Annotated in this window: 17 protein-coding genes; 5 read left to right on the forward strand and 12 right to left on the reverse strand. The window is 71.4% G+C overall.

Annotated features, from left to right (window positions below; translation table 11 throughout):
- The first annotated feature begins 9 nt into the window (after positions 1–9).
- A complete protein-coding gene (locus ACZ52C_RS05955; RefSeq protein ID WP_469073604.1) occupies positions 10–1,425 on the forward strand; it encodes a zinc-dependent metalloprotease in 1,416 nt (471 codons plus the stop codon).
- Positions 1,422–1,937: an NUDIX hydrolase gene (locus ACZ52C_RS05960; RefSeq protein WP_469073605.1), complete on the forward strand. Its 516-nt coding sequence runs from the start codon at positions 1,422–1,424 to the stop codon at positions 1,935–1,937. Before ACZ52C_RS05955 ends, ACZ52C_RS05960 begins: the two co-directional genes overlap by 4 nt.
- Before the next feature lie 169 nt (positions 1,938–2,106).
- Here ACZ52C_RS05960 and ACZ52C_RS05965 read toward each other — a convergent pair whose 3' ends face one another.
- The 4 genes from ACZ52C_RS05965 to ACZ52C_RS05980 all read right to left on the reverse strand — a co-directional run bounded on the left by ACZ52C_RS05965 (position 2,107) and on the right by ACZ52C_RS05980 (position 6,030).
- Positions 2,107–2,859, reverse strand: coding sequence for an AIM24 family protein (locus ACZ52C_RS05965; protein WP_469073606.1), 753 nt, complete (start codon positions 2,857–2,859; stop codon positions 2,107–2,109).
- Positions 2,860–2,886: 27 nt separating this feature from the next.
- A complete protein-coding gene (locus ACZ52C_RS05970) occupies positions 2,887–3,564 on the reverse strand; it encodes an AIM24 family protein (RefSeq protein WP_469073607.1) in 678 nt (225 codons plus the stop codon).
- Positions 3,565–3,572: 8 nt separating this feature from the next.
- Entirely contained in the window at positions 3,573–5,180 is a 1,608-nt protein-coding gene (locus tag ACZ52C_RS05975) for a TerD family protein (protein ID WP_469073608.1), read from the reverse strand.
- Between the two features lie 253 nt (positions 5,181–5,433).
- The gene (locus tag ACZ52C_RS05980; protein ID WP_469073609.1) at positions 5,434–6,030 is read right to left on the reverse strand and encodes a M48 metallopeptidase family protein; all 597 of its coding nucleotides are present in this window, start codon (positions 6,028–6,030) and stop codon (positions 5,434–5,436) included.
- Positions 6,031–6,247: 217 nt separating this feature from the next.
- On the opposite strand from ACZ52C_RS05980, the gene ACZ52C_RS05985 reads away from it, so the two are divergent.
- The gene (locus ACZ52C_RS05985) at positions 6,248–7,513 is read left to right on the forward strand and encodes a TOMM precursor leader peptide-binding protein (RefSeq protein WP_469073610.1); all 1,266 of its coding nucleotides are present in this window, start codon (positions 6,248–6,250) and stop codon (positions 7,511–7,513) included.
- Positions 7,506–8,861, forward strand: a complete 1,356-nt coding sequence (locus ACZ52C_RS05990) for an ABC1 kinase family protein (RefSeq protein WP_086798004.1) — start codon at positions 7,506–7,508, stop codon at positions 8,859–8,861. The genes ACZ52C_RS05985 and ACZ52C_RS05990 overlap by 8 nt, the downstream gene beginning before the upstream one ends.
- Positions 8,862–8,882: 21 nt before the next feature.
- Here the strand turns inward: ACZ52C_RS05990 and ACZ52C_RS05995 are convergent, their stop codons facing one another.
- From ACZ52C_RS05995 to ACZ52C_RS06015, 5 genes are all read right to left on the reverse strand, one after another.
- Entirely contained in the window at positions 8,883–9,092 is a 210-nt protein-coding gene (locus ACZ52C_RS05995; protein WP_078853601.1) for a hypothetical protein, read from the reverse strand.
- 144 nt (positions 9,093–9,236) lie between these two features.
- On the reverse strand, positions 9,237–9,560 hold the full coding sequence (locus ACZ52C_RS06000) for a hypothetical protein (protein ID WP_045559068.1): 324 nt from the start codon (positions 9,558–9,560) through the stop codon (positions 9,237–9,239).
- Positions 9,557–9,934, reverse strand: a complete 378-nt coding sequence (locus tag ACZ52C_RS06005) for a WhiB family transcriptional regulator (protein WP_365672506.1) — start codon at positions 9,932–9,934, stop codon at positions 9,557–9,559. Before ACZ52C_RS06005 ends, ACZ52C_RS06000 begins: the two co-directional genes overlap by 4 nt.
- Before the next feature lie 173 nt (positions 9,935–10,107).
- Positions 10,108–10,431: a hypothetical protein gene (locus tag ACZ52C_RS06010; protein ID WP_469073611.1), complete on the reverse strand. Its 324-nt coding sequence runs from the start codon at positions 10,429–10,431 to the stop codon at positions 10,108–10,110.
- Between the two features lie 164 nt (positions 10,432–10,595).
- Positions 10,596–12,818, reverse strand: coding sequence for an ATP-dependent DNA helicase UvrD2 (locus ACZ52C_RS06015; RefSeq protein ID WP_469073612.1), 2,223 nt, complete (start codon positions 12,816–12,818; stop codon positions 10,596–10,598).
- Positions 12,819–13,034: 216 nt separating this feature from the next.
- Between ACZ52C_RS06015 and ACZ52C_RS06020 the strand changes: the two genes are divergently transcribed.
- On the forward strand, positions 13,035–13,277 hold the full coding sequence (locus ACZ52C_RS06020) for a mycoredoxin (RefSeq protein WP_045559070.1): 243 nt from the start codon (positions 13,035–13,037) through the stop codon (positions 13,275–13,277).
- A 13-nt stretch (positions 13,278–13,290) separates the two neighbouring features.
- Here ACZ52C_RS06020 and nudC read toward each other — a convergent pair whose 3' ends face one another.
- From nudC to ACZ52C_RS06035, 3 genes are all read right to left on the reverse strand, one after another.
- On the reverse strand, positions 13,291–14,238 hold the full coding sequence (gene nudC, locus ACZ52C_RS06025) for an NAD(+) diphosphatase (protein WP_192333087.1): 948 nt from the start codon (positions 14,236–14,238) through the stop codon (positions 13,291–13,293).
- 94 nt (positions 14,239–14,332) lie between these two features.
- Positions 14,333–15,745, reverse strand: coding sequence for a dipeptidase (locus tag ACZ52C_RS06030; protein WP_469073613.1), 1,413 nt, complete (start codon positions 15,743–15,745; stop codon positions 14,333–14,335).
- 10 nt (positions 15,746–15,755) lie between these two features.
- Positions 15,756–19,283, reverse strand: coding sequence for an ATP-dependent DNA helicase (locus tag ACZ52C_RS06035; protein ID WP_469073614.1), 3,528 nt, complete (start codon positions 19,281–19,283; stop codon positions 15,756–15,758).
- Between the last annotated feature and the right edge of the window lie 20 nt (positions 19,284–19,303).

Genomic DNA, 19,303 nt, shown 5'->3' on the forward strand with positions numbered 1-19,303 from the left:
AGGAATCCCGTGAGTGACACCCCATTCGGATTCGGCCTTCCGCCGGAGGAGCCGGACGACGGCGACGAGGGCAAGAAGAAGGACCAGGAGAGCGGTGGTGGTCAGGGCCCGGCCAACCCGTTCGGTTTCGGGTTCCCCGGGGCCGGCGGCCCCGGCGCCGACAATCCGTTCGCCGCGATGTTCGGTTCCATGAACCCCACCGACCTGGGCGCCGCCTTCCAGCAGCTGGGCCAGATGCTCTCGTACGAGGGCGGCCCGGTGAACTGGGACATGGCCAAGCAGATCGCCCGCCAGACCGTCGCCCAGGGAACCGCCGACGGCGCGAAGGACGAGAGCGTCGGCCCCGCCGAGCGCACCGCCGTCGAGGAGGCCGTCCGCCTGGCCGATCTGTGGCTGGACGACGCGACGTCCCTGCCGTCCGGCGCCGGCTCCGCCGTGGCGTGGAGCCGCGCGGAGTGGGTCGAGGCCACCCTGCCCGCCTGGAAGGAACTGGTCGACCCGGTGGCCGAGCGGGTCGGCGGCGCCATGGGCGACATCCTGCCGGAGGAGATGCAGGCCATGGCCGGCCCGCTGATCGGCATGATGAAGTCGATGGGCGGCGCCATGTTCGGCCAGCAGATCGGGCAGGCCGTGGGCGTGCTCGCGGGCGAGGTCGTCGGATCCACCGATGTCGGCCTGCCGCTCGGACCGGCCGGCAAGGCCGCGCTGCTGCCGCTGAACGTGGAGGCGTTCGGCAAGGACCTGGGCGTCGGCAAGGACGAGGTGCGGCTCTACCTGGCCCTGCGCGAGGCCGCCCACCAGCGTCTCTTCGCGCATGTGCCGTGGCTGCGCTCGCACCTGTTCGGCGCGGTCGAGGGCTACGCGCGCGGGATCAAGGTCGACACGGCCAAGCTGGAGGACGTGGTCGGTCAGTTCGACCCGCAGAACCCCGAGGAGTTGCAGCAGGCACTCCAGCAGGGCATGTTCCAGCCGGAGGACACCCCGGCGCAGAAGGCGGCCCTGGCTCGTCTGGAGACCGCTCTGGCGCTGGTGGAGGGCTGGGTGGACGCGGTCGTGCACGCGGCCGCGAAGCCGCGCCTGTCGTCCGCGGACGCCCTCCGCGAGACCCTGCGCCGCCGCCGTGCCACCGGCGGCCCGGCCGAGCAGACCTTCGCCACGCTGATCGGTCTGGAGCTGCGCCCCCGCCGTCTGCGCGACGCCTCCCGTCTGTGGGCGTCCCTCACGGACGCGCGCGGTGTCGACGGCCGCGACGCCCTGTGGGCCCACCCCGACATGCTGCCCACCGCCTCCGACCTGGACGACCCGGACGGCTTCGTCCACCGGGAGCAGATGGACTTCTCCGAGCTGGACAAGATGCTCGGCGAGGCCGCGGGCGGCTCCGCCGAGAAGCCGGACCTCAAGAAGAAGGACGACGACACCGAGTGAGCCTGCACGACGACGCGGTCCTCGTACTGAAGAGCTACGAGGACCAGGCCGAGCTGCGCCAGGTGTACCTCGACCATCTCGCGGCCCACCCGGACGGCATGTGGAAGGCGTGCGGCGCCGGACACATCACGGCGAGCGGCCTCGTGATCGATCCCGGGCGCGGCCGGGTGCTGCTCACCCTGCACAAGAAGCTGCGCATGTGGCTCCAGATGGGCGGCCACTGCGAGCCGGGTGACACCGCCCTCGCGGACTCCGCGCTCCGCGAGGCCACGGAGGAGTCCGGCATCCAGGGCCTGACGCTCCTGCCCGGCGGCCCGGTCCGCCTCGACCGCCATCTCACCCCGTGCGCCTGGCACCTGGACGTCCAGTACGCGGCCCTCGCCCCGGCCGACGCGGTGGAAGCGATCAGCGACGAGTCCCTCGACCTGCGCTGGTTCGCCTACGACGAGGTCCCGACCGTGGCCGACAAGTCGGTCGTACGCCTGCTGGAGGCCACTCGGGCACGGCTCTGACCTCGCTCTTTCGCATGGCTTCGGCGGGCTGGCGGCATGGCGCGGCGGGGGCGTGGGCATGCCCCCGCCGGGGGCACGAACGCGGTAAGGGGCGTCCGCAAGGCGGACGCCCCTTACACATGAGCCCATTCCCCGATGCGCTGGTCCCGCCCGCCCATCGGTCGTCGCCTCAGTTGCGGCTGCCTCCGAGGGAGTTCCCGCTCAGTCCGCCGGCGCCCATGCCGAACTGTCCGAGCACGCCGGACGTGCGCAGGTGCTGTGGCGGAAGCAGCTCGCTCGGCTGCACCAGGACATGCCCGTGGCCGCCGAAGTGCATCTCCCAGCCCTCGCCGGTGGATCCCCTGCGGCGCCACACGGCGGAGGTGGAGGTCGGCGCCTGGAGCTGGGTGCGCAGCGAGGTCGACCAGGCGATGACGGCGTCCGAGTCGACACAGACGTTCTTGTCGGGCGTCACCTCCAGGGCCAGCGGCTCGCCCGAGGTCATCAGGACGACCTTGCCGCCACCGGACAGCTCCAGGTTGTACGCCCCCGCGGAGGCCACCTCGACGGCGCTGTCCACGGCGACGATACCGACGTTCAGGGAGCCGTCGAAGGCGAGGACGGCGGAGGAGTCGACGGTGATGCCGCTGCCGACCTCCATGATGTGCAGGTACTGCGCGAAGTTGGCGAGATACACGATCCCGTTGCCCTTGCACCGCATGAGTTCGAGGCGCTCGCCGGTCATCCGCTCGGCGTTGCGCCAGCTGCGGTTGCGGTACTGGCTGTCGAAGTCGACCTGCCCCTCGAAGGCGACCATGGCGCCCTGGCGGGCGAGGACCGGGCTGCTGCCGATGGTGATGTCGGTCTTGAGCAGCTGCGGGTTCTGCAGTGTGTAGCGCTCGGTGTGGTTCACCGGGATGTGCGCGAAGAGTGTGCTGTGCATGGTGTGCTGTTCTCCTCTCAGCCCCGGTCAGCCACGGATCTTGAAACGGTCGCCGGTGTCCTCGCTGGGCTGGACGACCACGAAGCCACGTCCCTTGAAACCGATCTGGAACGCCTCCCCGCTGCCCCGGCCGATGAGCGCACTGGCCTTGATGGTGCGACGGGCCTTCATGTCCAGGCCGTCGGTCCAGGCGATGAGCGCGTCCGGGTCGACGTACGTCTCCCGTTCGGCGCAGTCGAGGGAGATCGGCACGCCCCGGCTGACCAGGGCGACCCATCCGGTGCCCCGGATCACGAGGTTGGTGAGGCCGGAGCCGGAGAGCTTGGCGAGGCCCTTGACCGGCTCGATGGAGAGCTGGAGGGAGGCGTCGCAGGCCAACAGGGTCGGGCCGTTGACCGAGAGCGCCTCGTTGTTCAGGTGGAGGATGAGGACGTCGCCGCCGTAGTCGGCGAGGTACAGGTCCCCGTCGCCCCGGCAGAGCATCAGCTTGCCGCCCTCGCCGGTGACCATCTCCTCCGCGCTGCGCCGCAGCGTGGCGGGCGGGCCGTCGAACTGTACGTAGCCGTCGTAAGCGATCATCGAGCCGGCCTTGGCCAGGAGGTCCTGGCCGGTGACCATGGCGACCTTGAGCGTCTTGGAGCTGTGCACGCTCATACGGACGCCGGTGGAGGCGGAGCGGTGCGCGTTGAGTGTCTGGAGGTCCATGCTCTGCCTCACACCTCGAAGGGCTGGACGACGACGAAGTTGCCGGGGGCGCCGCGGAACTGGAGGTTGACGGCCTCCTGGGTCTGCCGGGCGTACCCGGAGCGGCGCAGCCTGAGCGAGGTCGTGGTGACGGCCTGTGCGCCGGCGGACCAGGCGATGACGGCGTTGCCGTCGACGTAGGTGGCCGGGCCGACGGGCAGCACGACGGGGACCCCGCGCGTCTTGACGACGACCGATCCCGTGCCGGAGAAGAGCATGCTGAACAGGCCGCCACCGGGCAGGCCCGCGCCCTCGATGCGGCGGATCTCGGTGTCCAGCGACTCGTCGAAGGCGAGGACACCGCGTGCGCTGGTGTAAAGCTGATCGTTCTCCAGGCGGATGACGAAGAGGCGGCTGCCCTCGTCGGCGAGGAACACCTCACCGTCTCCGGAACACCGCATCAGGGCCATGCCCTGTCCGGTGAGCTGGCCCGTCAACTTGCCGAGCAGGCCGGAACCCTTGTGGGCGAAGTCGATGTCGCCCTGGTAGGCGACCATGCTGCCCTGCTTGGCGAGGATGTTGGCGCCCTTGGTGAGCGTGGCCCGCACCAGCTGCGGGTTCTGCTCGGTCCAGCGGTCGCCGACAGGGGCCTCGGAGTACTTCGTCAGGACGACCCGCAGCCCTGCCTCCGGCGGCACCGGCGCGAGCTGGGTACCGCCGCCGAAAGGCTGCGCCTGGCCGGGGAAGGCGACGGGGGCGCCCGGGGGCGTGAACGGCCCGCCTTGCGGAGCCGCGCCGGGAGGCGTGAACGGCCCGCCCTGCGGCGGGGCACCGGGAGGGGTGAACGGGCCACCCTGCGGCGGAGCGCCCGGCGGAGTGAAGGGCCCGCCCTGAGGCGCGGGGGCGGCCGGAGGCGGGACGGTGCCGCCGGGCGGGGTGTGCAGGGGCGCGGCGATCGTCGGAGCGGCGTGCACGGAGGGCGGGGGCGCCGGGGGCGCGAACGGCTGGGCGGGCGCCGGAGCGGCCGGAGCCGCGGGGGCACCGAACGCGGGGGGCGCGAAGCCGGGCGTGGCGTCGGACTGCGGCTGCTGCGGGGCGGCGGGCTCCTCCTCGGCGACCTCGCCGCCGAAGTTCTTCAGCAGCGCGTCGAGGCCGCCGTCGAAACCCTGTCCGACGGCCGCGAACCGCCATACGTCCTTCAGGTAGAAGTCGCCCAGCATCACGGCGCGCTCGGTGGAGAACTCCGAGCCGTCGAAGGGATACCTGGCCACCTCCTCGCCGCCCGCGACGATACGGAGGTAACCGGGGGCGATCTGCGACATCTGCCCGTTGCCGTCGATCGTCGCCGTGAAGGACAGCTTCTGGATCTGCGGCGGGATCTTGTCGAGCGTGACACGGAAGGACTCGGTGTCGCCCGACTGGGTGCCCAGGAGCTGGATCGACTCCTCGGGGGTCTTCGGCTGGTTGAAGAAGACGAAGTAACGGTCGTCCGAGAGCCGTTCGTCGGCGTCCAGCCCGAAGCAACTGATGTCGAAGGTCAGCCCGGGGCCGGAGATCTGTACGCCTACGTACAGATCCGTACCCGCGGTGAGGTCACTGATCTTGGCCTTGTGGCCGCGTTGGAATTCCCTGGCCATGCGTAACGACCGTCCCCCATCCCGAAAGTGCGTGCGCCTGCGAATGCGTCGCGCCAGGCTAACCGCAAAGTCCTGAGACGTACGAGGCTGGTACAGAGACGGTACAAAAGCGCGACTTCGGTCACCGGCCCCACAAACGCGCACGCGCGCGTGAAGCGCCCGTTTCACGGCACTCACGCCCGCGGCACCGGCCGGACGGCACCGTCGGGCCGCAGGTCACGGGGCATGTCTCGGCGGACGGTCCCGCGAGGTGTCACTCGTCCCGGGTGAGGGGCAGGTGGGGCAGCCGGTCGGCGGCGACCACCCCTTCGAGGTAGCCGCGAGCACGCTCGGTGCGTGGATACGCGTCCAGCAGCTGCCAGAACCGGGGGCCATGCCCTGGTACGAGCAGGTGTGCGAGTTCATGGAGGAGGACGTAGTCGACGACGTACTCGGGCATGCCCTGCAGCCGGTGCGAAAGGCGGATGCTGCCCTCGGCGGGGGTGCACGAGCCCCAGCGGGTGTTCTGGTTGGTGACCCAGCGCACGGAGGTGGGCCGGGCACGACCACCGAAGTACTGGTCCGAGAGCCGGGCTGCCCGCTCCGCCAGTTCGGTGTCGCCGAGCCGGCGTTTGCTCTCCTGCGCTGCCAGCTTGTCGAGCATGACGGTCACCCAGCGCTGCTCCTCCGCCTCTGACATCCGGGCGGGAATGAGTACGACGGTGCGATCGCCCTCTCGGTACGCGGAAACCGTTCTGCGCCGTCGCGCGCTCCTGCGGACCTCGATCGCGCTCGCCCCCGAGCCGCTCGGCGGCTGGCTCGTCGTGCTGCGCGGTGGCTTTGCGGCGCGGTGCAGTGGGTCGGCGGGCACGCCCCGACGTTACCCGCTGCACACGGGGGAAGTCCCGCCTCCGGGACGGTTCGATATCGATCCGCACTCCAAGCGCCTGATTTGTACGACGAATGTCGTCGCCTGTGGACAACTCTCGACAGGCGTCGTCGCTGTCCGTGCATGCTGGCATTCGTCGGCGGACCAGGCACTCGCACCGTCGACGGACGGAACCGATCTCTGGCTACGAGGGGCCGACATGCATCCGATGGTGAAGCCCGCGCTCCGGCGCGGCTGGCGGGATCTCAACACCGTGCAGTTCGGCCTGGCACCGGCGCACGCCATGGTGCTGGGCCCGATGGACACGACGACAGGCAGTTTCCTCGCCCTGCTCGACGGCACCCGCGGCTTGCCCCTCCTGCGTGACGAGGGGCGCCGCATGGGTCTGCCGGACGGTCATGTGGACGGGCTGGTGGACCGCCTGTCCCGGTCCGGCCTGCTGGACGACGCGACGGGCGGCGGCTCGGCCGCCGACGAGCTGCGCGCCAAACCGGAGGTCCTGGACCGGCTGCGGCCCGACGCCGCCACGCTCTCTCTGATCGCCTCCGAGCCGGGCGACGCCATGAGGCGCCTGGCCGGACGCCGGTCGCTGAGAGTGCAGGTGAGGGGCGCGGGGCGCGTGGGGTCGGTGCTCGCCTCCCTGTTGTCGGGCGCGGGGGTCGGCGACATCGACGTCCGCGATGTCGGACGGGTCGAGCCGAGTGACGTGGCGCCGGGTGGGCTGCCGGCCGAGTCGATCGGTGAGCGCAGGGACACGGCGGCCCGCCGGGCCGCTCGCCACGCGGCACCCGATCGCCCGCCCCGGCGTCGCCGCGGCTCCCACCCGCCCGGGGCTCCGACCGGGGAACTCACGGTGGAACGTCTCCGCGAGGAGGCCGGGTTCTCTCTGGTGATCCTCGCCCCCCGCGACGGGCTCGATGTCCACGCTCCCCGGCCCATGACCGCCGAGCCCCTCATCTCCTCGGGCACACCCCACCTCTATGCGGGTGTGGTCGAGGGGACGGGCGTGGTGGGCCCTCTGGTCCTGCCCGGTGAGACGGGTTGCGCGGGCTGCCTGGAGCAGAGCCGAACCGACCGCGACGAGACGTGGCCCCGGCTGGTCGCACAATGGCGGTCCGGACGCCCGCACCAGCTGGAGGCGTGCGACCTGGCCCTGGCCACGACCGTCGCCGGCCTGGCCGCGGCGCACGCGCTCGCCTTCCTCGACGGCCTGACCCCCTCCAGCGCGGGCGTCCGCTGGGAGGTCTCGGTACCGGGGTTCGACTGGCACTCGCGCCCGGTGTGGCCGCACCCCGCGTGTTCCTGCACAGCTGCCGAAAACGGCGCCGCCGGAAAAGGTAATGGGGAACACACCGCAAAGGAGGGGGAGGCGCACGAGACAATGGCGGGGCATCAGCGGTCAACGAGGTTGTCCCGCAAGGCACACGCGGCACGGCCTGCTGGGACTTGGAGGGCGCATGTCTGATCTTCCCCGGAAGGCGGTCACCCGGACCGCCAAGCTCGCCGCGCTTCCGCTCGGCATCGCAGGCCGGGCCACCTGGGGACTCGGCAAGCGGATCGTCGGCGAGTCGGCCGATCTCGTGGGCCGAGAACTCCAGCAGCGCACGGCGGAGCAGTTGTTCAAGGTCCTCGGCGAGCTGAAGGGCGGCGCGATGAAGTTCGGGCAGGCCCTGTCCGTCTTCGAGTCGGCGCTTCCCGAGGAGGTCGCGGGTCCCTACCGCGCGGCTCTGACGAAGCTCCAGGACGCGGCACCGCCCATGCCGACGCGCACGGTGCACGCCGTGCTGGCCGAGCGCATCGGAGCGGACTGGCAGGAGTCGTTCCTGGAGTTCGACGACAAGCCGGCCGCCGCGGCCTCGATCGGCCAGGTGCACCGAGCGGTGTGGCACGACGGCCGAGAGGTCGCCGTCAAGGTGCAGTACCCGGGCGCGGGCGAGGCCCTCCTCTCCGACCTCGGACAACTCAGCCGGTTCGCCCGTCTCCTGGGCCCGCTGATCCCCGGGATGGACATCAAGCCGCTCATCGCCGAGCTGCGGGACCGTGTCTCGGAGGAGCTCGACTACGGCCTGGAGGCCCAGGCCCAGCAGGCACACGCGGAGGAGTTCGCGGACGATCCGGACGTGGTGGTCCCGGCCGTGGTGCACCAGTGCGAGCAGGTGCTGGTGACCGAATGGATGGAGGGCATCCCTCTCTCCGAGGTGATCACCGACGGCTCTCAGGAGCAGCGCGACCGCGCGGGCCAGCTGCTGACCCGTTTCCTCTTCTCGGGTCCGGCCCGCACCGGCCTCCTGCACGCCGACCCGCATCCGGGCAACTTCCGCCTCCTGCCGGACGAGAAGAGCGGCTGGCGCCTCGGCGTCCTCGACTTCGGCACGGTGGACCGACTGCCGGGCGGCCTGCCGACCCCGATCGGCGATGCCCTCCGGCTGACCATCGAGGGCGAGGCCGAGGCGGTCTACGAGATGCTCCGCACCGAGGGTTTCGTGAAGGAGTCGATAGACCTGGACCCGGACGCCGTCCTCGACTATCTGCACCCCATCATCGAGCCGGTCCGGGCGGACGAGTTCACCTTCGCCCGCGGTTGGATGCGCAGCCAGGCCGCGCGGATCGCCGATCCGCGCTCCCCCGCCCACCAATTGGGCAAGCAGCTGAACCTGCCGCCCTCCTATCTCCTCATCCACCGGGTGACCCTGAGCACCATCGGCGTCCTGTGCCAGCTCGGCGCGACGGTCCGTATGCGCGACGAGCTGGAGGAGTGGCTGCCGGGTTTCCTGGCGGAAGAGGAGGAGGGCGAGTCGGTCGCGGAGGCGTAGCCGGTGAGGGCGGGGGCGGGTTCACCACCAGGCCGAATCCAGCCTGCCTTCGATCGCGCGCAGGTTCTCCCTGGCGCAGGTCTCGCAGAAGTAGCGCCGTGCGCCGTTCTCCACGGAACAGATCCACAGAGGTCGAGGGGCCTCGGCGGTCGTGCCGCAGCGGGCACACACGAGGGTCTGGGGTTCTGCGGCGGGGCCGCCCTGGTCACTGTCTCCGGAAAGACTCGTCACTCGGCGACGATATCGCCGCCCTCGGCGGATGCGTGGGCACAACGCACCGCGGGGGCCGGTCCCTTCGGACCGGCCCCCGCGGGGAGCTACTGCTGGTGGTGAGGTGCCTTTCCAGGCGGGGTCATGCGGGTCGCCGCGTGGCGGCTACTGCATGACCGCCATGGCGAGCGCACGGCGGGCGCGCAGCGAGGCGCGCTCGGCCCTGCGCTGCATCCGCTGAGCGACCGCCAGGCGCATGGCCCGGCGTTCCTGCTCAGCCTGGTGCAGGCGCTCGTGCATATGCGCACGAGCCAGGGCTTCTGGCATGAGATGCATCTCTCGGGTCCTGTTCTGACGCGAGGCGTTCGCGCCGGTGGTGGTGAAATCAGGTGTCGCGGAGCCGGCGGGCTCGCTCGTGGACGGCTTCATCGGGGCCTGCTTCTTGGGGTCGTGCGTGAGAGGGCGGTCGATCGTTCCGGTGATGTTCATGCCGTGACCGGGTTCTTGCGCGGGCGACCACGGGGCCGCTTGCGGGCCACGACGACACCCTGGACGAAGAGCTCGCCACCCCAGACACCCCAGGGCTCACGCCGCTCCTTGGCGCCGGCGAGGCAGGCCTCCATCAGCGGGCAGGTGCGGCAGAGGGACTTGGCGTACTCGACATCGGCCGGCGACTCGGCGAAGAAGACCTCCGGGTCGTAGGAGCGGCAGGGGACGGGTACGCCGAGGTTCTCGATGGCGTCGTCGAGCGCGGTGAGCGCGGTGAGCGGGGTGAGCGGGGTCAAGGTGGAGTCCTCCGTGAGGCCGGGCGGGGGGATCGTTTCGGAAGGCGGTACGGACGGGGCGTGCGCTTCGAGTTGCACGGTTCGTCTTCCTCGTCTGGTCGTTCCGGCCTGTTGGCCGGTGGCGGCTGGTACCGGGTTCTTTTCTTGTCCCGAGGCCCCTTCGCTCTGTAGTCCCCGGTCGGGGACAAACAGAAGGGCCGCGGATCCCGGATGGGGTTCCGCGGCCCTGAAGGCGCCGGCCTGATCGTCGATCAGGCTGGATCACTCCAGGGTTCAGGCCCACGGAAGGCCCACATCAGGTGGTGCTGCGTCGTCTGCTTCCGGAATCCGGCACCGGCCGCCGCGAAGGCATAGGCCTGGGCCTGTGCCTCTACTGCTGCTTCCAGTGCCTTGGTCGGTCGCTCATTGCGCTCACGGACGGGAAGACCCGCCAGAGACACGGAGGACGCCGGACGGCCGCCACGGACGGCGGACAGACCGGTGCCCAGGTTCGAGACGCCGAGCATGCACAGGGAGACGGCCGAGCGATCGGTCATTTTGACCGGGCTGATGTAGCTGGTGTTGATGCTGATCACTGGACTCGCCTCCTCTCGGCGTCTACGGGGACCGGCGCGAACCGTTCCGACGGATATGAAGTACATCACGAAATTAGGGCCTTCGAGAAGGCCGCTGCTCTCGTGCCTAAGAACCTATGGGGATTGCTGGGGCATGCGCAAACTATTTTTTCGACGAGTTCGCATCAGTCGTTCCCGTCCTCGCACTCAGGCTCCCGACCTGCGCAGATGTCGAGAACATCGGCGCCGTACCGCTGCAGCTTGCGGGCGCGGACGCCGGGGATGCGACCCAGTTCAACCGGAGTGCTCGGCCCCGCTTCCGCGATCGCCATCAGGGTCCGGTCCGTGAAGACACAGAAGTCGGGTTGGCCGCTGCGCTGTGCCTGGACCGCGCGCCACTCCCGCAGCCGCTCGTAGAGGCCCTCGTCCATGTCGGAGGGGCAGTCCTCGCAGCGCATCAGTTTCATCTCGCCGGCGTCCCGCAGGGTGCGCCCGCAGACGCGACAGCGCGCCGGGGTCCGGCTGGTGCGGCGCGGCGCCGCTTCGGTGCCGCCACCCACGAGGTCCCCGGTCCGGCGGCCCGGGGAGCCCACTTCGACTCCTCCGGGGCCGCCTGTGCCGGCCCGGCCCGCGGTGGCGGTGGATCCGGGCCGCAGGCCGTTGAGGAAGCGGCTGGGGCGGCGGTTGGGGCGGCTGCCGGGCGACCGGGACAGAGCCCAGGAGACGGAAAGCTGTTCGCGCGCTCGGGTGACGCCCACGTAGAGGAGTCGCCGCTCCTCCTCGATCTGTTCGTCCGTTCTCGCGTAGGTGATCGGCATCATGCCCTCGGCGACCCCGACGAGAAAGACGACGTCCCACTCCAGGCCCTTCGCGGAGTGCAGGGAGGCGAGGGTGACGCCCTGGACGGTCGGGGCGTGCTGGGCGCCTGCCCGTTCGTCGAGTTCCGCGACCAGGTCGCCGAGCGTGGCGTCGGGCTTGGCGGCGGCGAAGTCGTGGGCCAGGTTCACCAGGGCAGCCAGTGACTCCCAGCGTTCCCTGACCGCTCCGGAGCCCGCCGGTGGTTCGCCGGTCCAGCCCTCGCCGGACAGCACGGCCCGTACCTGTGAGGGGAGGTCGACCGTGTCCTCGAGGAGGGTGTCGTTGCCCCCGAACCGTGCGGCCGCCCTCAGCGCGGCACCCGCCTTGCGCACCTCGGGGCGGTCGAAGAACCGCTCGGCGCCGCGCAGCTGATAGGGCACTCCGACGTCGGCCAGAGCCTGTTCGTAGGTCTCGGACTGGGAGTTCGTGCGGAACAGGACGGCGATCTCGCTCGCGGGCACTCCGGAGGCGATGAGGTCACGGATGCGGCGGGCGGCACCCTCGGCCTCGGCGGGCTCGTCCGCGTACTCGGTGTACCGGGGTTCGGGGCCCGGGGGGCGCTGGGAGATCAGTTCGAGGCGGTGGTCGGCGGCGCGGCCGCGGGCCTGGGAGAGCAGGCCGTTGGCGAGGTGGACGACCTGCGGGGTGGAGCGGTAGTCGCGGACGAGCTTGACGACGGTGGCCCCGGGGTGGCGGTGGCGGAAGTCGAGCAGATGGTCGGGAGTTGCGCCGGTGAACGAATAGATCGTCTGGCTGGCGTCGCCCACGACACACAGGTCGTCCCGGTCTCCGAGCCACAGTTCCAGCAGGCGCTGCTGGAGCGGGCTGACGTCCTGGTACTCGTCGACCACGAAGTGCTGGTACTGGGAGCGGACCTGCTCGGCGATGTCGTGGCGGTCCTGGAGGATACCGACCGTAAGCAGGAGGACGTCCTCGAAGTCGATGACGGCCCGCTCGCGCTTGAGGTCCTCGTAGGTGGCGTAGATCTGGGCGATCTCGGCGGGGTCGCGGGGGGCCTCGCGGCCGTGCTTGGCGGTTGCGGCGGCGTAGTGGGCGGGGACGGTGCGGGTGACCTTGGACCACTCGATCTCGGCGGCGGCGTCGCGCAGTTCGTTGCGATCGAGACGGATGCGGCAGGCGGCGGCGGCGTCCGCGACGAGCTGGATCTTGCGGTCGATGATGCGCGGCATGCCGCCACCGACGGCTTTCGGCCAGAAGTACTGGAGTTGGCGCAGTGCGGCCGAGTGGAAGGTCCGGGCCTGGACCCCGGCCGCGCCGAGCTGGCGCAGGCGGCCACGCATCTCTCCGGCGGCTCGGTTGGTGAAGGTGACGGCCAGCACACTGGCGGGCTGGAGCATGCCGGCCCGCACTCCGTAGGCGATGCGGTGGGTGATCGCCCGGGTCTTGCCCGTACCGGCGCCGGCCAGCACGCACACCGGCCCGTGCAGCGCGGTGGCCACCGCGCGCTGCTCGGGGTCGAGCCCTTCGAGCACCGCGTCGGCCGAGTCGGGGACCCGCGGGAAGAGGGTGGAATGCGTTGCTGCTGTCACATGGCCATGCTGCCAGGTCGCCGGAGACGGCTGAGCAGGTTGTCCACAGGCAGGGCCCCGCAGTCGTACTAATGCGGCAGGCGCTCCTGTCCTCTGGTGTGTCCGAGGCGGGGAAGCGGTGGGGGACGCCCCCCGCCCGGGGGAATGGCCGGCCCGTCGCGTACGTTCCCTCACTGCGACGACGCACCCCTCAGACCGTGAAGGAGCGCCAGGGACATGCCGGGCACTGTGACGATGTACAGCACCACGTGGTGCGGCTACTGCCGTCGGCTGAAGAGCCAGATGGACCGCGAGGGCATCACGTACAACGAGATCAACATCGAGCAGGACCCCGAGTCCGCCGCCTTCGTGGAGAAGGCGAACGGTGGGAACCAGACGGTCCCCACCGTCCTCTTCCCGGACGGTTCGACGCTCACCAACCCTTCGCTGGCGCAGGTCAAGCAGAAGATCGGCGCGTAACCGCGGACGGGCCCTAGCCGGTGTGACCTCGTGTCGGCAGGGGCTTTCCGTACCAGAGTTCGATCAGTCGGGCCGCGATCGAGATGCCGTAGGGAGGCAGGACCTCCCCGGTCTCGAACGCGGCCCGCAGCTCTTCGCGGGAGAACCAGCGGGCCTCGTGGATCTCGTCGCCGTCGACGTCCACGGTGGTGGAGGTGGCCCGGGCCATGAACCCCAGCATGAGGCTGGAGGGGAAGGGCCAGGGCTGGCTGGCGATGTACTCGACCTGGCCGACGGTGATGCCGACCTCTTCCTGGACCTCGCGCCTCACGGACTGCTCGATGGACTCGCCGGGCTCCACGAAGCCCGCGAGGGTGGAGAAGCGGCCCTCGGGCCAGTGGACCTGGCGGCCTAGCAGGATGCGGTCCTCGTCGTCCGTCACCGCCATGATCACCGCCGGGTCGGTGCGCGGGTAGTGCTCGGCACCGCAGGCCGGGCAGCGCCGGATGTGGCCGGCCGCCGCGATGACGGTGCGCTCGCCGCAACGGGAGCAGAAGCGGTGGGTGCGCTGCCAGTTCTCCAGTCCGACCGCGTGCACCATGAGGCCCGTGTCACGCGGCGACAGCAGCATGCCCGCCTCCCGCAGTCCGGCCGGGCGGGCCGACTGGTCCATGCGGCCGGGCAGCGCGTCCTTCTGGAGTGCGAAATAGCTCACACCGTCGGCGTCGGTGCCCAGGAAGTAGCGGTGCGCCTCGGTGAGCGGGGCCTCGAAGGAGGGGGTCATGACGAGTTCGGTGGTGCCGTCCGGGGTCTCGTCGATGAGGACCTGACCGCCGGAGACCACGAAGCAGCGGGTAGTGGGGTGGCTCCAGGCCGCCGCGAGCCAGGCCTCGTCGAGCCGGTGGTGGGCGGCCCGGTCGATGCCGCTGGGGGCGGTGAGCGCGATGGGTCGGTCGGCGGTGTGGTCGGTCCAGGTGGTCACGGGTGCTTCCAACTCCCCCGGTGTAACGGTTGATGGGGCGGGCGGTTCGGCGGGGCGTGCGGCGGGCGGACGCACTGGGGCGGGCGGGGCTTCTTCAGTGGGCCTCGTGGGTGCTTTCGGCCAGTTCGCCCCAGAGGTAGGCGCTGGTCTCGACACCCTTGAACAGCAGATCGAGTTCGACCTTCTCGTTGGGGGCGTGCCAGCCGTCGGAGGGGACGGAGATGCCCAGGAAGAGCACAGGGGCGTCGAGGACTTCCTGGAGGTCGGCGGCGGGGCCGGAGCCGCCCTCGCGCGTATGGCGGACCGGCTGCTGGAAGGCGCGGCCCATGGCCCGGACGACCGACCGCAGGGCCGGGTGGTCCAGGGGCGTCAGGCAGGGGCGGGTGGAGCCGCTGAACGTGATCTCGTGGCGGATCCCGGCGGGGATCCGCTCGGCGGCCCAGGCGGTGACCACCTTCTCGATGTGGTCCGGGTCCTGGCCCGCGACCAGGCGGAAGGACAGCTTCACCATGGCCGAGGACGGGATGATCGTCTTGCTTCCGGCGCCCTGGTAGCCGCCGCCGATGCCGTTGACCTCGGCGGTCGGGCGGGCCCAGATGCGTTCCAGGGTGGTGTGACCGGCCTCACCGTGCGCCGCGGTCGACCTGGCCGTGCGCAGCCATCGCTCCTCGTCGAAGGGGAGTTCGGCGAAGAGTTCGCGCTCGCGGTCGGTCAGTTCGACGACGCCGTCGTAGAAGCCGGGGATCGACACGCGCGCGTGCTCGTCGTGCAGGGCGGCGACGAGGCGGGCGATCTCGGTGGCCGGGTTCGGTACGGCGCCGCCGAAGGATCCGGAGTGGACGTCCTGGTCGGGGCCGTGGAGCCGGATCTCGCACTCGGCGAGGCCCCGCATGCCGGTGCAGACGGTGGGGGTGTCCTCGGCCCACATCCCGGTGTCGGAGACGACCACCGCGTCGGCGGCGAGCCGTTCGGCCTGTGCTTCGACGAGAGCGCGGAAGTGCGGGGAGCCGGACTCCTCCTCGCCCTCGATCAGCATCTTCAGGTGGACGGCGGGGGCGGTGCGGCCGGTGGCGGCGAGGTGGGCGCGGACACCGAGTGTGTGGAAGAACACCTGTCCCTTGTCGTCGGCCGCCCCGCGCGCGTGGAGCCGGTTGCCGCGGATCACCGGGTCGAAGGGTTCGGTGTCCCAGCCGTCCTCGCGGGCCGCGGGCTGCACGTCGTGGTGTCCGTAGACCAGGACCGTGGGGGCGTCGACGTCCGTGGAAGGCCATTCCGCGAAGACGGCGGGGGCTCCCGGCGTCTCCCACACCTCGGCGGTCGGGAAGCCGGTCTCCCGGAGCTTGGCGGCCAACCAGTCGGCGCTGCGGCGTACGTCCGTCGCATGCTCGGGCTGGGCCGAGACCGACGGGATGCGCAGCCATTCCACGAGGTCGTCGAGGAAGGCGGCACGGTGGTTCTCGATGTACGTACGGACGACGCTGACGTCGCTGTCAACGGACTGGCTCATGCTCACGAGCCTATCGGCCCGCGCCGGCATGCTCGTCCGGCGGTTCGTCCGTGACCGCCTCCCGGCCGTCCGCCGAGGGCTCCGGTCCCTCCGCGGTCGAACCCGGCCCCTCTCCGGCACCGGGTTCCTCCAGGAGCAGTCGCTCCAGCGCCTCCCGGTCGGGAAGGTTCGCGGGCCGCACGACGGCACCTGTGCGGACGTACAGGAAGGCCGCGTCGACGGACTCCAGGGGCACGCCCTGCTGCTCGGCCCAGGCGAGCCGGTAGACGGCGAGCTGGAGCGGGTCTGCGGCGCGGGTGCGGCTGGTCTTCCAGTCGACGATCTCGTACGTCGTCGTCCCGTCCTCGCCGTCGGCCCGGTAGACGGCGTCGATGCGGCCGCGTACGACACGGTCGGCGATGCCGATCTGGAAGGGTGCCTCGACCCGGAGCGGGGTGCGGTGCGCGTACGGCGTGCGTTCGAATGCCTCCTTGAGGGCCTCCAGGTCCAGTTCGTCGGCGATCTCGGCCTCGCCGCCGGGCAGTTCGTCGGGTTCCAGCATGGGCAGCCGCAGCTCCTCGAAACGGGCCTCGAGCCAGGCGTGGAAACGGGTGCCGCGACGGGCCGCGGGCTGCGGGGGGCGCGGCATGGGCCGGGCGAGCTCCTGCGCGAAGCCGTCCGGGTCGGCGGCCAGCCGCATCAGCTGCGAGGTGGTCAGCGACGCCGGCAGGGGGACGTCGGTGACCTTCGCTCGGGCCCGCACGAGCTCTCCGGCGAGGGCGTCCAGGTCGCGGTCCCACGAGGCGACGGTGCGGGCCTCCTCGGGGGTGAGCCGCGAGGCGGTGGGGTGTCTGCGGGCGTGCGGCACGGACGGCGGGCGCTCGTCCGGTGCGGGGTGGTCCACGCGCGCGTGGGGGCCCGGGGCCGGGCGGTCCGACGACCAGGAGTCCCAGTCGTCGGTGTCCTCGTCGACGGAGGGGGCCTCGTCTTCGTCGATGAAGGGGTCCTGCGGGAAGTCGTCGGCGGCGGGACTCGGATCCCTGGACTCGGGGGAGGCTGCCGCGTCGAGGTGGGCCAGTACGGTCCGGGCCGCCGCGCGGCGGCGCATCAGGGCCGTGTCGTCGAGCGGGAGCGGCCAGGCGTGGTCGGCCGCCGTCTCGTGGAGGGCGGGGTTCTCGGCGTCCTCCTCCGGCTCGTCGGTCCAGGCCTCGATCTCGCCGTGACCGGCGACACAGTGGTCGTACAGGGCCTTGAGGAAGTCGGACGGCCCGCGCGGGCGCTTCTGGGTCGGGCCCCACCAGTGGCCGGAGCCGAGGAGGAGGGAGCGGGGGCGGGTGAACGTGACGTAGCCGAGGCGGAGTTCCTCGGTGTGCTGGTGGTCCTTCATGGCCTCCTGGAAGGCTTTCAGGCCGCGCGCGTCCCAGGCTTCGACGTCGGGGAGGGTGTCGGCGTCGCCGCGCAGCTCGTGCGGCAGGACCTTGCCCTGGGCTGTCCACTTCTCCCGGCCCTGGGTGCTGGGGAAGGTGCCGGTGACCAGGCCGGGGACGGCGACGACGTCCCACTCCAGGCCCTTGGACTTGTGGGCGGTGAGGACCTTGACGGTGTTCTCCCCGCCCGGCAGGGCGTTGTCGAGGCCCTTCTCGTACTGGGCGGCCGTACGCAGGAAGCCGAGGAAGGCGAGCAGGGTGGCTTCTCCGGCGCTGTTGGCGGCGAAGGAAGCGGCGATGTCCAGGAAGTTGGACAGGGTCTCTCGGCGGCGGGCGGCGAGCGCGTGGGGGGACGCGGAGAGTTCCACCTCCAGGCCGGTGACGGCGAGCACCCGGTGGAGGACGTCCATCAGTGGATCGGCGAGCGAGCGGCGCAGGTCGCGCAGCTCGGCGGCGAACCGGGCGAACCGGACGCGCGCGTCCGGCGAGAACGGCAGCCCGTCGTCCTCCGCCTCGGCTTCGAGGGGGAGTTCCAGGAAGGTGTCCAGCGCGTCCGCCAGCGAGATCACCTCGGACGGGTCGACGCCCTCGACGGCTGCGGCGAGCCGGCGGTCCGGGTCCGCGTCGCCGTCCACGCGCGCGTGCGACACCAGCAGCCTGGCGCGCCGCCCGAGGAGGGCGAGGTCGCGGGGTCCGATCCGCCAGCGCGGGCCGGTCAGGAGGCGGACGAGGGAGGCGTTGGCGCCGGGGTCCTGAAGGACCTCGCAGACGGCGACGAGGTCGGCCACCTCGGGCAGGTGCAGCAGCCCGGAGAGGCCGACCACCTCGACCGGGATGTCCCGAGCGACGAGGGCGCTCTGGATCTCGGCGAAGTCGGTGGCGGTGCGGCACAGGACCGCGATCTCGCCGGGTTCCTTGCCGGTGCGCACGAGGTGCGCGATGGAGTCGGCGAGCCAGTCCAGCTCCTCGGCGTGCGTGTTCAGCAGGGCGCAGCGGACCACTCCGTCGCGTTCGGCGCCGGGGGCGGGCCGGAGGGCCTCCACGCCCGCGTGCATGGCCCGCAGGGGCTCCGCGAGACCGTTGGCGAGGTCGAGGAGGCGGCCGCCGCTGCGGCGGTTCTCGCTGAGCGCCTGGCGGGTCGCGGGACGGCCGTCGGGGTGGGCGAAGTGCTCGGGGAAGTCGTCGAGGTTGGCGACGGAGGCGCCGCGCCAGCCGTAGATGGCCTGGCAGGGGTCGCCCACGGCGGTCACGGGATGGCCGGTGCCGCCACCGAACAGGCCTGCCAGCAGGACGCGTTGCGCGACCGAGGTGTCCTGGTACTCGTCGAGCAGGACCACGCGGAACTCGTCCCGCAGGAGGCGCCCCACCTCGGGGAGTCGGGCGAGGCCGGCGGACAGGGCGATCTGGTCGCCGAAGTCGAGGAGGTCCCGTTCGCGTTTGGCCGCGCGGTAGCGGCCGACCAGTTCGGTGAGTTCGCGTCGGGCGGCGGCGGCCTCGGGGACCTTGCGCAGATCCGCGTTGGTGAGCTTGGCGCCCTCCAGTTCGCGCAGCAGTTCGGCGTCGTACGCGCGCAGGTCCTCGGGTCGTACGAGGTGCTCGGCGAGTTCGGAATCGAGGGTCAAAAGGTCGCTGACCAGGTCGGGGAAGGAGCGGGTCAGCGCCGGGTACGGGCCCGGGGACTCCCTCAGGACGCGTGCGGCGAGCTGGTAGCGGGTGGCGTCGGCGAGGAGCCGGGAGGTGGGCTCCAGGCCGATGCGCAGGCCGTGGTCGGTCAGCAGGCGGCCCGCGAAGGCGTGGTACGTGGAGATGACCGGTTCGCCCGGCGGGTTGTCCGGGTCGATCACGTCCGGGTCGGTGATGCCCGCTTTGACCAGGGCCTTGCGTACGCGCTCGGCGAGTTCGCCGGCCGCCTTGTTGGTGAAGGTCAGGCCGAGCACCTGTTCGGGAGCGACCTGTCCGGTGCCGACCAGCCACACCACGCGCGCGGCCATCACGGTGGTCTTGCCCGAACCGGCTCCGGCCACGATCACCTGCGGAGCGGGCGGCGCGACGATGCAGGCCGTCTGCTCCGGGGTGAACGGGATCCCGAGGAGCTCCTTGAGCTGCTCGGGATCGCTGATACGGGCGGACACTCCAGAGAGGCTAACGCCGT

This window comes from Streptomyces sp. NPDC034049, assembly GCF_055575575.1.

Coding starts and splice junctions, on each gene's coding strand:
- ACZ52C_RS05965 (WP_469073606.1), bottom strand. CDS start 2,859: ATGCACAGCACACTCTTCGCGCACATCCCGGTGAACCACACCGAGCGC.
- ACZ52C_RS05970 (WP_469073607.1), bottom strand. CDS start 3,564: ATGGACCTCCAGACACTCAACGCGCACCGCTCCGCCTCCACCGGCGTC.
- ACZ52C_RS05975 (WP_469073608.1), bottom strand. CDS start 5,180: ATGGCCAGGGAATTCCAACGCGGCCACAAGGCCAAGATCAGTGACCTC.
- ACZ52C_RS05985 (WP_469073610.1), top strand. CDS start 6,248: ATGCATCCGATGGTGAAGCCCGCGCTCCGGCGCGGCTGGCGGGATCTC.
- ACZ52C_RS05990 (WP_086798004.1), top strand. CDS start 7,506: ATGTCTGATCTTCCCCGGAAGGCGGTCACCCGGACCGCCAAGCTCGCC.
- ACZ52C_RS06000 (WP_045559068.1), bottom strand. CDS start 9,560: ATGAACATCACCGGAACGATCGACCGCCCTCTCACGCACGACCCCAAG.
- ACZ52C_RS06020 (WP_045559070.1), top strand. CDS start 13,035: ATGCCGGGCACTGTGACGATGTACAGCACCACGTGGTGCGGCTACTGC.
- ACZ52C_RS06030 (WP_469073613.1), bottom strand. CDS start 15,745: ATGAGCCAGTCCGTTGACAGCGACGTCAGCGTCGTCCGTACGTACATC.